Source organism: Tepidimonas sp. HKU77, from assembly GCF_049728535.1.
Taxonomy (GTDB): Bacteria; Pseudomonadota; Gammaproteobacteria; order Burkholderiales; family Burkholderiaceae_C; genus Tepidimonas.
In genome coordinates this window covers 1,649,359-1,662,863 of record NZ_CP187300.1, presented here as the reverse complement: position 1 = coordinate 1,662,863, position 13,505 = coordinate 1,649,359, and the positions used below count along the sequence as shown (strand labels likewise).

Annotated in this window: 12 protein-coding genes; 1 reads left to right on the top strand and 11 read right to left on the bottom strand. The window is 68.4% G+C overall.

Features of this window, described 5'->3' with window-relative positions; translation table 11 throughout:
- Window positions 1-31: 31 nt before the first annotated feature.
- From ACPP3B_RS07975 to ACPP3B_RS07960, 4 genes are read right to left on the bottom strand one after another with little or no spacing between them, the layout of a single operon-like run.
- Window positions 32-1,219 (bottom strand): acetyl-CoA C-acyltransferase, encoded by a 1,188-nt coding sequence (locus ACPP3B_RS07975; protein ID WP_424858658.1) that lies wholly within the window; start codon window positions 1,217-1,219, stop codon window positions 32-34.
- Between the two features lie 38 nt (window positions 1,220-1,257).
- Entirely contained in the window at window positions 1,258-3,102 is a 1,845-nt protein-coding gene (gene aceK / locus ACPP3B_RS07970) for a bifunctional isocitrate dehydrogenase kinase/phosphatase (RefSeq protein ID WP_299020756.1), read from the bottom strand.
- A 54-nt stretch (window positions 3,103-3,156) separates the two neighbouring features.
- On the bottom strand, window positions 3,157-4,338 hold the full coding sequence (locus tag ACPP3B_RS07965; protein ID WP_424858657.1) for an isovaleryl-CoA dehydrogenase: 1,182 nt from the start codon (window positions 4,336-4,338) through the stop codon (window positions 3,157-3,159).
- Between the two features lie 41 nt (window positions 4,339-4,379).
- On the bottom strand, window positions 4,380-4,802 hold the full coding sequence (locus tag ACPP3B_RS07960; protein WP_299020759.1) for a MerR family transcriptional regulator: 423 nt from the start codon (window positions 4,800-4,802) through the stop codon (window positions 4,380-4,382).
- 162 nt (window positions 4,803-4,964) lie between these two features.
- Here ACPP3B_RS07960 and ACPP3B_RS07955 point away from each other — a divergent pair, with 162 nt between their 5' ends.
- A complete protein-coding gene (locus ACPP3B_RS07955; protein WP_424858656.1) occupies window positions 4,965-5,912 on the top strand; it encodes a prenyltransferase in 948 nt (315 codons plus the stop codon).
- 33 nt (window positions 5,913-5,945) lie between these two features.
- Here ACPP3B_RS07955 and ACPP3B_RS07950 read toward each other — a convergent pair whose 3' ends face one another.
- The 7 genes from ACPP3B_RS07950 to ACPP3B_RS07920 are packed head-to-tail and all read right to left on the bottom strand — an operon-like array spanning window position 5,946 to window position 13,488.
- Complete coding sequence (locus tag ACPP3B_RS07950; RefSeq protein WP_424858655.1) at window positions 5,946-6,560, bottom strand: M48 family metallopeptidase; 615 nt, start codon at window positions 6,558-6,560, stop codon at window positions 5,946-5,948.
- Window positions 6,561-6,564: 4 nt separating this feature from the next.
- Complete coding sequence (locus tag ACPP3B_RS07945; RefSeq protein ID WP_299018706.1) at window positions 6,565-7,326, bottom strand: lysophospholipid acyltransferase family protein; 762 nt, start codon at window positions 7,324-7,326, stop codon at window positions 6,565-6,567.
- Entirely contained in the window at window positions 7,323-7,916 is a 594-nt protein-coding gene (gene gmhB / locus ACPP3B_RS07940) for a D-glycero-beta-D-manno-heptose 1,7-bisphosphate 7-phosphatase (protein ID WP_299018708.1), read from the bottom strand. Before gmhB ends, ACPP3B_RS07945 begins: the two co-directional genes overlap by 4 nt.
- Before the next feature lie 15 nt (window positions 7,917-7,931).
- A complete protein-coding gene (gene glyS / locus ACPP3B_RS07935; RefSeq protein ID WP_424858654.1) occupies window positions 7,932-10,058 on the bottom strand; it encodes a glycine--tRNA ligase subunit beta in 2,127 nt (708 codons plus the stop codon).
- The gene (gene glyQ / locus ACPP3B_RS07930; RefSeq protein WP_299018712.1) at window positions 10,055-10,981 is read right to left on the bottom strand and encodes a glycine--tRNA ligase subunit alpha; all 927 of its coding nucleotides are present in this window, start codon (window positions 10,979-10,981) and stop codon (window positions 10,055-10,057) included. Before glyQ ends, glyS begins: the two co-directional genes overlap by 4 nt.
- A 12-nt stretch (window positions 10,982-10,993) precedes the next feature.
- Window positions 10,994-12,652, bottom strand: a complete 1,659-nt coding sequence (gene lnt, locus ACPP3B_RS07925; protein ID WP_424858653.1) for an apolipoprotein N-acyltransferase — start codon at window positions 12,650-12,652, stop codon at window positions 10,994-10,996.
- Window positions 12,649-13,488, bottom strand: coding sequence for an HlyC/CorC family transporter (locus tag ACPP3B_RS07920; RefSeq protein WP_299018742.1), 840 nt, complete (start codon window positions 13,486-13,488; stop codon window positions 12,649-12,651). Before ACPP3B_RS07920 ends, lnt begins: the two co-directional genes overlap by 4 nt.
- Window positions 13,489-13,505 lie beyond the last annotated feature (17 nt).

The following is a 13,505-nucleotide window of genomic DNA, read 5'->3' as shown; positions in this document are numbered from 1 at the left end:
CCCAGGGGCCGTCACACGGCCCCGGCAGCGGTCACAGCATTTCGATCGCGATCGCGGTGGCCTCGCCCCCGCCGATGCACAGCGTGGCCACGCCGCGCTTCAGGCCGCGCGCCCGCAGGGCGTGCATCAGCGTGACCATGATGCGCGCACCGCTGGCGCCGATCGGGTGGCCCAACGCGCACGCACCGCCATTGACGTTGACGATGTCGTGCGAGATGCCCAGCTCGGTCATGAGCGCCATCGGCACCACGGCAAAGGCCTCGTTGACCTCCCACAGCCGCACGTCGGAGACCTGCCAGCCGATCTTGGCCAGCAGCTTACGCGTGGCCCCCACGGGGGCGGTGGTGAACCAGTTGGGCTCTTGCGCGTGCATGGCGTGGCCCACGATGCGCGCCAGCGGCTGACAGCCACGCTGGGCCGCGGTCGAGGCGCGCATCAGCACCAGCGCTGCCGCCCCATCGTTGATGGACGAGCTCGACGCCGCGGTGATGGTGCCGTCCTTCTTGAACGCTGGCTTGAGCTGGGGAATTTTGTCGAGCTTGATCTTGCCTGGCCCCTCGTCGCTGGCAACCACGCGCTCGCCCGTGCGGTCCTTGACCGTCACCGGCGTGATTTCGGCGGCGAAGCTGCCGTCGGCCACGGCACGCTGGGCGCGGCGCACGCTCTCGGTGGCAAAGGCGTCCTGCTGCTCACGCGTGAACTGGTACTTGGCCGCGCACTCCTCGCCGAAGGTGCCCATGCTGCGCCCGGGCTCGTACGCGTCCTCCAGGCCGTCGAGCATCATGTGGTCGAACACACGGTCGTGTCCCATGCGGTAGCCGCCACGGCCCTTGAGCAGCAGGTACGGCGCGTTGGTCATGCTCTCCATGCCGCCCGCCACCATCACGTCCGCGGTACCCGCGGCCAGCATGTCGTGCGCGAACATGGCGGCGCGCATGCCCGAGCCGCACATCTTGGACAGTGTGACGGCCCCCGCGCTCTTGGGCAGTCCGGCCTTGAGCGCGGCTTGGCGTGCAGGCGCTTGGCCCTGCCCAGCCATCAGGCAGTTGCCCATCAGCACCTCGTCCACGGCGTCCGGGGCGATACCCGCGCGCTCGACGGCAGCACGGATGGCGGCAGCCCCCAAGTCGTGCGCGGCGAGCGCTGAAAAATCACCCTGGAAGCTGCCCATGGGGGTGCGCGCGGCACCGACGATGACGATCGGATCGGCTTGGCTCATGCTGAGACTCCTGACAGTGGGGAACGAGAAACCACGTCCTAGGCAGCCGCCTCGGCCGTGGGCGACAGAGGCACGCGGCGCTGCGCGCTGAAACGGCGCTCGCGCTCGTAGGGGAAGACGTCGTGCACGTGGCCGGCGAGGATGCGCTCCTTGTGCGCCTGCCAGTAGGCGGGGTCGAGCAAGTCCGCGTGGTGGCGCATGAAAATCTCGCGCACCATCGGGTTGCCGAGCAGAAACGGCCCAAACGTCTCGGGAAAGACGTCGCGCGGACCGACGCTGTACCACACCTCGCCGCTCATCTCGTCGTCTTCGTCGCGCGGGGGCGGCACACGGCGGAAGTTGCAGTCGGTGAGGTATTCGATCTCGTCGTAGTCGTAGAAGACGACCTTGCCATGGCGCGTGATACCAAAATTCTTCCACAGCATGTCGCCAGGAAAGATGTTGGCCGCCACCAGGTCTTTGATCGCGTTGCCGTACTCGATGACCGCGTGCTCGAGCTGCTGGCGCACCGCCGTGTTGCCCGGGTCTTTCTGCAGGGTGTCGAAGCATTCCTGCAGGTAGATGTTGAGCGGGATCATGCGCCGCTCGATATAGACGTGCTTGAGCACGACTTCGATGTTGCCATCCCCGTTGCGGTCACCGATCTCGATCTGGCTGGGCGCGAATTTCTGGATCTCGGCGATCAGCTCGTCGCTGAAGCGTGCGCGCGGAAACCCCACCTCGGAAAACTCCAACGTATCGGCCATGCGGCCCACGCGGTCGTGCTGTTTGACGAGCTGGTATTTGGCGCGGATCTGCTCACGCGTGGTGTCCTTCTGCGGCGGAAAGTAGTCCTTGATGACCTTGAACACGAACGGAAAGCTCGGCAGGTCGAACACCAGCATCACCATGCCCTTAATTCCGGGCGCGATGCGAAACTGGTCGGTGCTGTGCCGCAGGTGGTAGAGAAAGTCGCGGTAGAAAAGCGTCTTGCCCTGCTTGGCCAAGCCGAGCGCGTTGTAGAACTCCGCCCGTGGTTTGCGCGGCATCATGCTGCGCAAAAACTGCACGTAGGCGCTGGGCACTTCCATGTCGACCATGAAGTAGGCCCGCGCGAAGCTGAACACCATCAGCAAATCGTCTTCGCCGTGCAGCAACGCGTCGATGACGAGTTGACCGCGCTCGTTGTGCAGGATGGGCAGGGCGAACGGCAGCTCTTGAAAGCCGTTGATGAGCTTGCCCACCGCGTACGCGCCCTTGTTGCGGTAGAACAGGCTGTCGAGCACCTGGATCTGAAAATTGGCACGCAGCCGGCGGTGGTCGAACAGCGGCAGCATGGCCTCGTGCACGTAGCCGATGTCGCGCGCCAGATCCTCGAACGGCACGCGCAGGCCGAAGTCTTCCACCATGCGCTGCAGTGTGGGCTGGAGATCTTCCAGCCGCTGGGGGTAGTAGCAGCGGTAGGTGGTGTGGCTGTGAGGGTCTTCCGGCTCGATGTACTCCGTGCTGATGGCGGGACGCACGAAGATGAAGTCGTTCTGGAAGTAGCTGCGGTGCAGGATCTTGGTCGTGACGGAGTTGAAGAACGTCTCCGCGAGTTCCGGCTGACGATGATCGACCAGCATGCCGATGTAGAGCAGCTTGACCTGCTGCCACACCTCCATCGGCTGCTGCGAGGCATGGAATTCGCGCTCCAGGCGCGTCACGCACTCCTTGACGCGCATGTCGTAGAACTCGATGCGCTCGCGCTGCGCGCGCTGCTGCCCCACCCAGTCGGCCGTCTCGAACCGGTGCTTGGCACGCGCCGACTCGGCCCGGAACAGCCGGTAGTGGCGGTTGAAGCCATCGATCATCGCTTTGGCGATGTCGTAGGCCAGGGACGAGTCGAGGCGTTGCGGCAGCATGGCGGGGGATCCGGCGGAGGCAGTGTCACCCCGAATCATGACAGATCCGGGGCGTCACATCGTCTGCGCAAACAGCTCGCGCCCGATGAGCATGCGGCGGATCTCGCTGGTGCCAGCGCCGATTTCATACAGCTTCGCGTCGCGCCACAGCCGACCCATCGGGTAGTCGTTGATGTAGCCGTTGCCGCCAAAGATCTGGATGCCCTCGCCCGCCATCCAGGTGGCTTTTTCCGCGCACCACAGGATGACGCTCGCGCAGTCCTTGCGCACCTGGCGCACGTGGTCGCTGCCCAAGCGGTCCAGGTTCTTGCCCACGGTGTACAAAAAAGCGCGCGCCGCCTGCAGGGTGGTGTACATGTCGGCTACCTTGCCCTGGATGAGCTGGAACTCACCGATGGGCTGGCCGAACTGCTTGCGGTCGTGGATGTAGGGCACCACGTTGTCCATCACGGCCTGCATGATGCCCACGGGGCCGGCGGCCAGCACGGCGCGTTCGTAGTCCAGCCCGCTCATCAGCACCTGGACGCCGCCGTTGACCGCTCCCAGGACATTCTCGGCCGGCACCTCGACGTTGTCGAACACCAGCTCGCCCGTGTGGCTGCCGCGCATGCCCAGCTTGTCGAGCTTTTGCGCCACCGAAAAGCCCTTCATGCCTTTTTCGACGATGAAGGCGGTGATGCCACGTGCGCCCGCCTCGGGCTCGGTCTTGGCGTACACGACCAGGGTGTCGGCGTCCGGCCCGTTGGTGATCCACATTTTGCTGCCGTTGAGCACGTAGTAGCCACCCTTGTCCTCGGCGCGCAGTTTCATGCTCACCACGTCGGAGCCGGCGCCCGGCTCGCTCATGGCCAGCGCGCCCACGTGCTCGCCACTGATCAGCTGGGGCAGGTAGCGGCGCTTTTGCGCCTCGGTGCCGTTGCGGCGGATCTGGTTGACGCACAGGTTGGAGTGCGCCCCGTACGACAGCCCGACTGACGCGCTGGCGCGGCTGATCTCCTCCATCGCGATCATGTGCGCGAGGTAGCCCATGGCCGCGCCGCCGTACTCCTCCTCGACCGTGATGCCGAGCACGCCCAGCTCGCCCATTTTGCGCCACAGGTCCATCGGAAACTGGTCGGTGCGGTCGATCTCGGCCGCGCGCGGGGCGATCTCGGCCTGGGCGAAGGCGCGCACCGCGTCGCGCAGCGCGTCGATGTCTTCGCCGAGCTGAAAGTCGAGGCCGGGCAAGTCGGTCATGGTTCGTCTCCTGTGCTGATTGACGTTTACGTAAACGTCAATTATGCCGCCTTTTCCGGCGCCGCCAACCCGTCATCCAAGCGGGCCAGCAGCGCGCGGGCTTCTTTCTCATGCACCTTGATCTCATCCAGCGTGGCCTGCAGATCGGCCATTTGGTCCTCGATCTGGCGCCGGTGCGCCGCGAGCACCTGCAAAAACTTTCGCAGCTGTGGTCCGGTGTCGCGCGGGCTGTCATACATGTCGATCAGCTCTTTGGCCTCGGACAGGCTCAGCCCCAGGCGTTTGGCGCGCAGCACGAGCTTGAGCCGCGTGCGGTCGCGCGCCGAGTACACCCGGCTACGCCCACCCGGCCCGGTGCGCTTGGGCTGCAGCAGCCCCATGTCCTCGTAGAAGCGGATGGCGCGTGTGGTCAGGTCGAACTCGCGCGCCAAGTCACTGATGGTGTAGGTGGTGTGGCTGGCCATGGCAGGGGATCGGGGTGACGCTGGGCGTCGATTGACGTTGACGTAAACGTCAATGACAACCCCGATCTTACTGCCACTGCCGCTTCCGCGCCACCCCCCCCCCGCCTAGACCCGACCAACACGCCCGCGATACCCCGACCGACGGACGCTATAGTCGAGGGCATGTCCTTGGCCGCAGCCGACCCCCCTTTGACGTGGCACGCCGCATGGCGGTTGAGCCGCCCCGGCTTTCTGTGGGTAACGGTAGCGGCCGTGGCATTGGGGCTGGCCATGGCCGCCGCCTGCGGCTGCGGATTCGACCCGTGGCGCGCCGGGCTCACGATCACCCTGGCGGTGCTGGCCCACGCCGCAGCCAACGCTTGGAACGACTATCACGACGCGCTCAGCGGGGCGGACGCGATCAACCCCGCGCCGTTGTCGCCCTTCACGGGCGGCTCGCGCGCCATCCAGACCGGCACGGCCACCCCGGCGGCGGCCCGGCGCTTGGCCTTGGGCCTGTCGGGCCTGGTGGTGCTGGGTGGGCTGTGGCTGGCACTCGCCGCCGGGGGCGGGCTGATCGCCATCGGCATCGCCGGGCTGGTACTGGCGTGGGCGTATTCCGCCCCGCCGCTGCGCTTGATGGCCCGCGGCCTGGGCGAAGTCACGGTCGCACTGGCGTGGTGGCTGATCGTGCTGGGCGCGTACTATAGCCAGCGCGGCGCATGGCTGATCGTGCCCATGGTGACGGCGGTGCCGTTTGCGGTGCTGGTGGCGAACATCCTGCTCATCAACGGGCTGCCCGACGCGCCGTGGGATGCGCAGGCGGGCAAACGCACGCTGGCGGTGCGCCTGGGACCCACGGGCGTGGCTGCAGCCTACACCGGGCTGGCGCTGCTGGCCCACGGGGGGTTGGCGGCGGCAGTCCTGGCGTCGATCGCCCCTACCGCGGCGTGGTGGGGACTGCTGTCTCTGCCGCTGTCGCTGGCGGCCGCAGGGCTGCTGTGGCGACACGTCGCCACCGGTCAACCGGTACCCGCGCTGCGCCCCGCGATTGGGCTGACCATCGGTGCCGCTTTGGTACACGCGCTGGCGCTGACGGTGGCGCTGGGGGTCATGGCGGCCCGGCTGTGACCCGGCAGTGCGGCGCGCGAGCGCGCGGCGCATTCAGCCCAACGCATAGCGCCGCAGCGCGGCGCGCCGCTCGGCGTAGTCTGGCAGTACGCCCGCGACCAAGGCCCAAAACGCGGGGCCGTGGTGCATTTCGCGCAGGTGCGCCAGCTCGTGCACGACGACATAATCCACCAGCCCCAGCGGCAGACACACCAACCGCCAGTTGAGCGACACGGTGCCGCGCGTACTGGCGCTGCCCCAGCGTGTGCGCGCCGACGACACGCGCAAGGTGGTGGGTTGCACGCCGAGCCGCGGCGCGAAAAGCGCCACGCGTTGCTGAAACAGTCGCCGAGCCTGCTCGCGCAGCGCCGGTGACGGCTCGGGCCACACGGGCCGCGGAGCAGCCGCTTGCCGGTGTAGCTGGGCCAACACCCAGTCCGCCTTGTGGCGCAGAAAACCCTCCACCTGCGACCAATCGGCCCAGCGCGGGGCGCGCACGCTCAAGCCCTGGGGGCCGACGTACAGCCCAATGGTGCGCCGCGCGCTGCGCCGACATTCGTACGCGACCGTCACGCCCTGCAACTCGATCATTCGGTTGGCCTGCGGATGCCGCCAGTGCGTGCCCTCGGCGGTGGGACTGTCCGCCGCCTTCGGTACCGGCACTGCCATCGGCTCAAGCGGCGGCGGTGGCACGCGGCTCCTCACGATAGGCGTCGGGGTCGAGCCGACGCATCTCGGCCTCGATCCACGCCTCCACCTCGCGCATGAGGTCGTCCGGATCGCGCCCGACGCTCGCCATCGGCCGGCCGATCGAAAACACCACCGTACCCGGGCGCTTGACGATGGCGCGCGCCGGCCAGCAACGGCCCGACGTCACCGCGATCGGGATGACCGGCACACCGGTCTGCACCGCCAGCCGCGCGCCCCCCGTCTTGTACTGCCCGCGCGCCCCGCGCGCCACGCGCGTGCCTTCGGGAAACATGATGACCCAGATACCGCGCGCCAGCAGGCGCCGCCCTTGCTCCACCACGCGCTGAAACGCCTGGGCACGCTTGGCGCGGTCGATGTGGATCATGTCCAGCCGACCCAGCGCCCAGCCAAAGAAAGGGATGTAGAGCAACTCGCGTTTGAAGACGAACGCCAGCGGATGGGGCATCATCGCCGGCAGGCAAAACGTCTCCCAGGTGGATTGATGCTTGGGCAACAGGATGGCCGGCGCATGCTGGCCGACGGGCAGGTTCTCCCAGCCGATGACTTCGTTGCGGATGCCCAACATCCAGCGCGCCGCCCAGATCTGCAGGCGCACCCAGCGGATGCAAAACCAATACAGCCGATCCGACGACACCAGCGGCGCCATGAGCACCGCGGCCGTCGCCCACGGCACCACCGTCACCCCCATGAACAACAGGTGCAGCCACGAGCGCAATGCGTTCATGCACGGCCTCCAGACGGACGCACCGAAGTCTCGCGCGCGATCAACGCATCGGCAAACGCCAGTAAATCGTCGTGGACGGTGACCCCCTCGGGCAACCCGGGCGGGCGCGTACCATCGCGGTGCGCAGCCGACTGACCGGTGAGCACGAGGTGCGTGTCGCATCCCGCCGCCACACCGGCACAGGCATCACGCACCGAATCACCAACCGCGACCAACTGCGTCGGCGGCACCCCATAGCGTTGCGCGATTTGCAAAAACAGACCCGGCAACGGTTTGCGACACTCGCACGCCTCCTCGGGAGCGTGGGGGCAGAAAAACACCGCGTCCACGCGCGCGCCCGCCTGCGCCAGCGCCTTGTGCATGCGCGCGTGCACCGCGTTGAGCGTGGCCACGTCGAACAGTCCCCGCCCCAGACCCGACTGGTTGGACGCGATGACCACCCGCCAGCCCGCTTCGTTCAGGCGCGCCACGGCCTCCAGCGCCCCGGGCAGCGGCTCCCAGTCGTCGGGGCCGTGAAGGTAGTCCTCGGGGTCTCGGTTCAGGGTGCCATCGCGGTCGATGACGACGAGTTTGAGGTCGCGGGCAGGCATGGGGAGACGGCGCGATCAAGCAGCGAGTCGCGACAGGTCGGCCACGCGATTCATGGCCTGGTGCAGCCGCGCGAGCAACCCCAGGCGGTTGGCGCGCAGGTCGGGGTCGTCGGCGTTGACCATCACGCTCTCGAAAAACGCGTCCACCGGCGCCTTGAGCGCCGCCAGCCGCTGCAGGCTGGCGGTGTAGTCCCCCGCCTCGTAGGCCGCGTCGGCCAGCGGCTGCACCGCGAGCAGTGCCTGATGCAGCGCCTGCTCGGCGGGCTCTTGCAGGCGGGCGGGGTCGACCACCGGGGGCACCGGCCCCTGCACCTTGCGCAGGATATTGGTCACGCGCTTGTTGGCTGCAGCCAGCGCCGCCGCCTCGGGCAAGGCAGCAAAGGCGCGCACCGCCGCCAGGCGCCGGGGTACTTCGTGCAGCAACGGCGGCCGCAGCGCCAGCACCGCGTCCACCTCCTGCGCCGAGTAGCCCTGCTCCCGCAGGTTGACGGCCAGGCGGTCATAGATAAAGTCGAGCAGCGCCGCCCGCGGATCGCGGATACGATCACCAAAGATGGGAACCGCCAGATCGATCAACGCGGGCAGCGCCAGCGGCAGTTCGCGCTCGATGAGCATGCGCACCACCCCCAGCGCGTGGCGGCGCAAGGCATAGGGGTCTTTGTCGCCACTGGGCAAGGCTCCGATGCCGAACAGCCCCACCAGCGTCTCGAGCTTGTCGGCCAGCGCCACGCACAGCCCGACGGGGTTGCGCGGCAGCTCGTCGCCCGCGAAGCGGGGTTTGTAGTGGTCTTCGATGGCCTCGGCCACGGCGGAGTCCAGGCCATCGTGCAAGGCGTAGTAGCGCCCCATGATGCCTTGCAGCTCGGGGAATTCACCCACCATGTCGGTCAGCAAGTCGGCCTTGGCCAGCTGCGCGGCTTGGCCGGCGCGCTGCGCGAGGGCGTCGTCGCCCCACTGCGCGGCGATCGCTTGCGCCAGCACCTGTAGGCGCTGCACGCGCTCGCCCTGGGTGCCCAGCTGTTGGTGGTACACCACCTTGGCCAGGCCCGGCACCCGCGCCGCCAGCGGGCGTTTGCGGTCCTGGTCAAAGAAAAACTTCGCATCCGCCAGCCGCGGGCGCACCACGCGCTCGTTACCGGTGATGACGGCGCTTGCATCGTCGGGCGTGATGTTGCTCACCACCAGGAAGCGGTGCGTCAGCCGTCCCTGCGCGTCGAGCAGTGGAAAATACTTTTGGTTGGCCTTCATCGTCAGAATCAGGCACTCGGGCGGTACCTCCAGGAAGGCCTCGTCGAACTGGCACAGCACCACGTTGGGCCGCTCGACCAGCGCGGTCACCTCGTCGAGCAGCGCGTCGTCGGCCACCGGCTGGCAGCCGCCGCCAACGCGCGCGGCCGCCGCCTGCAATTGGCGCTCGATCTCGGCGCGGCGCTCGCCAAAGCTGGCCACCACGGCGCCATCGCGCCGTAACATGTCGGCATAGGCGTCGGCGTGCGGAATGTCGATGGGGTCGATACGCGCCTCGAAGCGGTGGCCGTGGGTCTGGCGCCCCGCCTGCAAGCCCAGCACTTGCACGGGCACCACCGCGTCGCCGTGCAGCGCCACCAGCGCATGGGCCGGACGCACGAAGTGCACGCTTTGCCAGCCGTCGGCCAACTGGTAGGTCATGACCTTGGGAATGGGCAAGCGGCGCAGGGCGTCCTCCAGCGCCGCCTGCAAGCCCGCCGCCAGGGTGGCGCCGGTGACCACGCTGTCCCAGTAGAGCACCTCGGCCTTGCCGTCTTGGGCTCGGCGCAGGCGCGCCAGCAGCGCCGCGTCGTCGCTGGCCTCCGCGCCGAGGGCGGCCAATTTTTTGCGCAGCGCGGCCGTCGGCTGTCCATTGGCGTCCAGCCCCACGGAGACGGGCATGAGCTTGAGCTGCACGGCGCGATCGGGCGCCTGTGCGCGCACCGCATCGATGTGCACCGCCAGCCGCCGCGGCGTGGCATAGGGGGTGACAGTGGCGCCGTCTTCCAGCAGCCCCTCGCGACGCAGCCCCTCGGCCACGCCGTGCGCGAAGGCGTCCCCCAGCGCGCGCAGCGCCTTGGGCGGCAGCTCCTCGACGAACAATTCCACCAGCAGGGCAGCGACGGCGGCACTCATGCGGCGGCCTCCTGCGGGGCGCGCCAGCGCGCCAACACTTCCTCGGCCCACGGGCGCGGCGCCATCGGAAAGCCCAGCCGCGCCCGGCTGTCCAGGTAGCTCTGCGCCACGCTGCGCGCCAGGTGGCGAATGCGGCCAATGTAGCCGGCGCGCTCGGTCACGCTGATGGCACCGCGCGCGTCCAGCAGGTTGAAGGTGTGGGCCGCCTTGAGCACTTGCTCGTAGGCCGGCAGGGCGAGTTGCTGCTGCATCAGGTATTGGGCCTGCCGCTCATGGGCGGCAAAGGCGGTGAACAAAAAGTCGGTGTCGGCGTGTTCGAAGTTGTAGGCCGACTGTTCCACCTCGTTTTGGTGGAACACGTCGCCATAGGTCAGCCCTGGCGCATAGGTCAGGTCGTAGACGTTTTCCACGCCCTGCAGATACATGGCCAAGCGCTCCAGCCCGTAGGTGATTTCGCCGGTGATGGGACGGCAGTCGATCCCCCCCACCTGCTGGAAGTAGGTGAACTGCGTGACCTCCATGCCGTTGAGCCAGACCTCCCAGCCCAGGCCCCAGGCGCCCAGCGTGGGGTTTTCCCAGTCGTCCTCGACGAAGCGGATGTCGTTCTTCTTCAGGTCGAATCCCAGCGCCTGCAAGCTCCCCAGATAAAGATCGAGGATGTTGCTGGGTGCAGGCTTGAGCACCACCTGGTACTGGTAGTAGTGCTGCAAGCGGTTGGGGTTATCACCGTAGCGGCCGTCCTTGGGGCGGCGGCTAGGCTGCACGTAGGCGGCTTTCCACGGCTCGGGGCCCAGCGCGCGCAAAAAGGTCGCGGTATGGCTGGTGCCAGCGCCCACCTCCATGTCGTAGGGCTGCAACAGGGCGCAGCCCTGCGCGTCCCAGTACGACTGGAGCTTGAGAATGATCTGTTGGAAGGTCAGCATAAGCGCCACATTCTACGGCGCGCGGCTGCGGCGGCGCGGGCTCGCGGCCCACGCCGCCCACACCAGCACCAGCAGGCACCCCGCCACCAGCGGCGCGTGGCCCCAGCGGCTGGCCCACGCGGCGTACGGGGTCAGGCCACGGCGTCCCTCCACGGTCGCGTCGAGCACCCCGCGCTGCCAGCGCGGCAGCTCCGCCTGCACCCGGCCGCGGTGGTCGATCACCGCGGTCGAGCCGGTGTTGGTGGCGCGCACCATGGGCCGCCCCAGCTCCAGCGCGCGCATGCGCGAGATGTGGCGGTGCTGGTCGATCGCCACCGTATCCCCAAACCACGCGATGTTGCTGACATTGACCAGCACCGTGGGGGCCTGCACCGGGTCGCGAAAACCCGCCGCCAGCTCTTCACCGAACAGGTCTTCGTAGCAGATATTGGGCGCGATGCGCTGCCCCGCCCACACGAACGGCGGCTGTACCAACGGGCCGCGCTCGAAGTACCCGCCCGGGTTGAACATCAGCTCGGTAAACCAGCGAAACCCAGGCGGCACGAATTCGCCAAAGGGCACCAAGTGGTGTTTATCGTAGCGGTAGCGGCTGTGGTGGGTGAACGGATCGACACCCGGCTCGGGTGCCGGACCACCCGGCACCCAGCCCACCACCGAGTTCGCGTAGCCGTCGGCAAAGCCACCCAGCGGCACGCCCAACAACACGGCGGCGTGGCCGGTGCGCACCGCCGCCCCCAGGGCGCGCCAGTAATCGGGGTCGATGTCCTGCGGCAACAGCGGAATGGCCGTCTCCGGCGCCACCACCAGGCCGCCCGCCAGCGCCGGGTCGGCACTGGCCTGCACGATCTGCTGCCCGTACCAGCGCAGCGCCAGCGGGATGCCGGCCTCGGCGTCGAACTTCACGTCCTGCGCGATCGCGCCCTGCAGCAGGCGCACCGGCAGTGTGCCGGCCGACTGCGTGTGCTCGGGCAAGCGCGCCGCCAGCCACGGCCCCGCAGCCGGCACCAGCCACAGCCCCAGCGCCACGCCCAGCGCCGCCCAGCGCCACACCCCGGGCGCCAGCACGACCGCCGCCGCCAGCAGCGCCGCCACCGCCCCCACCCCGTACACCCCGACCCAGGGCGCCAGCCAACCCAGGGCGTCGATCTGGGCGTACCCGCCCACACCCCACGGAAACCCGGTCCACAACACACCGCGAGCCACCTCGGCCAACGTCCAGCAGGCTGCGAAGACCCACACCGCTGCCCCGCGACCCAGGCGGCGCAGCCAGTGCCACCACAGAGCGGCGGCGAGCGCATAGTACAGCGCCAGAAAGGCCGCTAACGCCCCCACCGCGAAGGCGGACAAGGGCGCGGCCACCCCGCCGACCGTGTGCAGGGAAATGAACAGCCACCAAAACGTCGCCACCAGCCATGCCGTGGCGTACACGCCAGCACGCGCAGCAGCGGCCCCGGCCGATGGCGCACGCACCAGCGCCGCCACCAACACGGCCAGGCTGAGGCCGTGCAGACCGGCCACCGGCTCGCCCGGGCGCAGCCAGGGCTCGAGCGCGACCGCAAACGGCCACGCCAGCGCGGCTGCATGCCACGCCCCGGCCAGCAGCAGTAGCAGCCAGACCGCCCATGCGGCCCCTTTCTCCCGCGCCCTTCCCGCGCGCAGGTCGGCCGTCATGGCGCCTCGGGGGTGGGGCGCGTCACCTTGAACCAACGCACCGCGCCCGCCCGGGCATGCTGCACCTGAAACACCAACCCCGCGAGCTCGACAGACTCGCCGCGGCGCGGCACCCGCCCCATTTCGTGCGCGACATAGCCGCCAATGGTGTCGAATTCGTCCTCGGGGAGCGCCACTTGGAACCACTCGTTGACGCGCTCGATCGGCGTGTCGCCGCTGACGCGCCACGTGCCATCGGCCAGGGCAAAGATGTCGCCCTCGTCCTCCTGAACATCGAACTCGTCCTCGATCTCGCCGACGATTTCTTCCAGCACGTCTTCGATCGTGATGAGACCCGCGACGCGGCCAAACTCGTCGATGACGACGGCCAGGTGGTTGCGGTTGCCCCGAAACTCTCGCAGCAGGTCGTTGAGCGCCTTGCTCTCGGGCACGAACACCACCGGACGCAACAGGGTGCGCACGTTGAGCTCGGGCGCGCGCTGCAGCTTGAGCAGGTCCTTGGCCATGAGGATGCCGATGATGTTGTCGCGCTCGCCCTCATAGACCGGAAAGCGGGAGTGACCGGTGTCGATGACGGTGTTGAGCAGCTCGGCGTACGGCGCGTCGATGTCGAGCACGTCCATGCGCGGGGCGGCCACCATCACGTCCCCAGCGGTCATGTCGGCGATGCGGATCACGCCTTCCAGCATCGCGCGCGACTGGGCATCGATGACGTCGTTGTCTTCGGCGTCGGCCAGCGCCTCGATGAGCTCGTCCTTGGAGTCGGGCCCGGGGTGCAGAAACTCCACGAGGCGCTGCAAGAAGGTGCGTTTGTCTTCGTGCCGCGTACCCGGCATCGGCTGCGGAGAATAGG

Excerpts from the sequence above, each read along its gene's own strand:
- ACPP3B_RS07975 (WP_424858658.1), bottom strand. The coding sequence starts at position 1,219 with ATGAGCCAAGCCGATCCGATCGTCATCGTCGGTGCCGCGCGCACCCCC.
- aceK (WP_299020756.1), bottom strand. The coding sequence starts at position 3,102 with ATGCTGCCGCAACGCCTCGACTCGTCCCTGGCCTACGACATCGCCAAA.
- ACPP3B_RS07965 (WP_424858657.1), bottom strand. The coding sequence starts at position 4,338 with ATGACCGACTTGCCCGGCCTCGACTTTCAGCTCGGCGAAGACATCGAC.
- ACPP3B_RS07960 (WP_299020759.1), bottom strand. The coding sequence starts at position 4,802 with ATGGCCAGCCACACCACCTACACCATCAGTGACTTGGCGCGCGAGTTC.
- ACPP3B_RS07955 (WP_424858656.1), top strand. The coding sequence starts at position 4,965 with ATGTCCTTGGCCGCAGCCGACCCCCCTTTGACGTGGCACGCCGCATGG.
- ACPP3B_RS07950 (WP_424858655.1), bottom strand. The coding sequence starts at position 6,560 with ATGGCAGTGCCGGTACCGAAGGCGGCGGACAGTCCCACCGCCGAGGGC.
- ACPP3B_RS07945 (WP_299018706.1), bottom strand. The coding sequence starts at position 7,326 with ATGAACGCATTGCGCTCGTGGCTGCACCTGTTGTTCATGGGGGTGACG.
- gmhB (WP_299018708.1), bottom strand. The coding sequence starts at position 7,916 with ATGCCTGCCCGCGACCTCAAACTCGTCGTCATCGACCGCGATGGCACC.
- glyS (WP_424858654.1), bottom strand. The coding sequence starts at position 10,058 with ATGAGTGCCGCCGTCGCTGCCCTGCTGGTGGAATTGTTCGTCGAGGAG.
- glyQ (WP_299018712.1), bottom strand. The coding sequence starts at position 10,981 with ATGCTGACCTTCCAACAGATCATTCTCAAGCTCCAGTCGTACTGGGAC.
- lnt (WP_424858653.1), bottom strand. The coding sequence starts at position 12,652 with ATGACGGCCGACCTGCGCGCGGGAAGGGCGCGGGAGAAAGGGGCCGCA.
- ACPP3B_RS07920 (WP_299018742.1), bottom strand. The coding sequence starts at position 13,488 with ATGCCGGGTACGCGGCACGAAGACAAACGCACCTTCTTGCAGCGCCTC.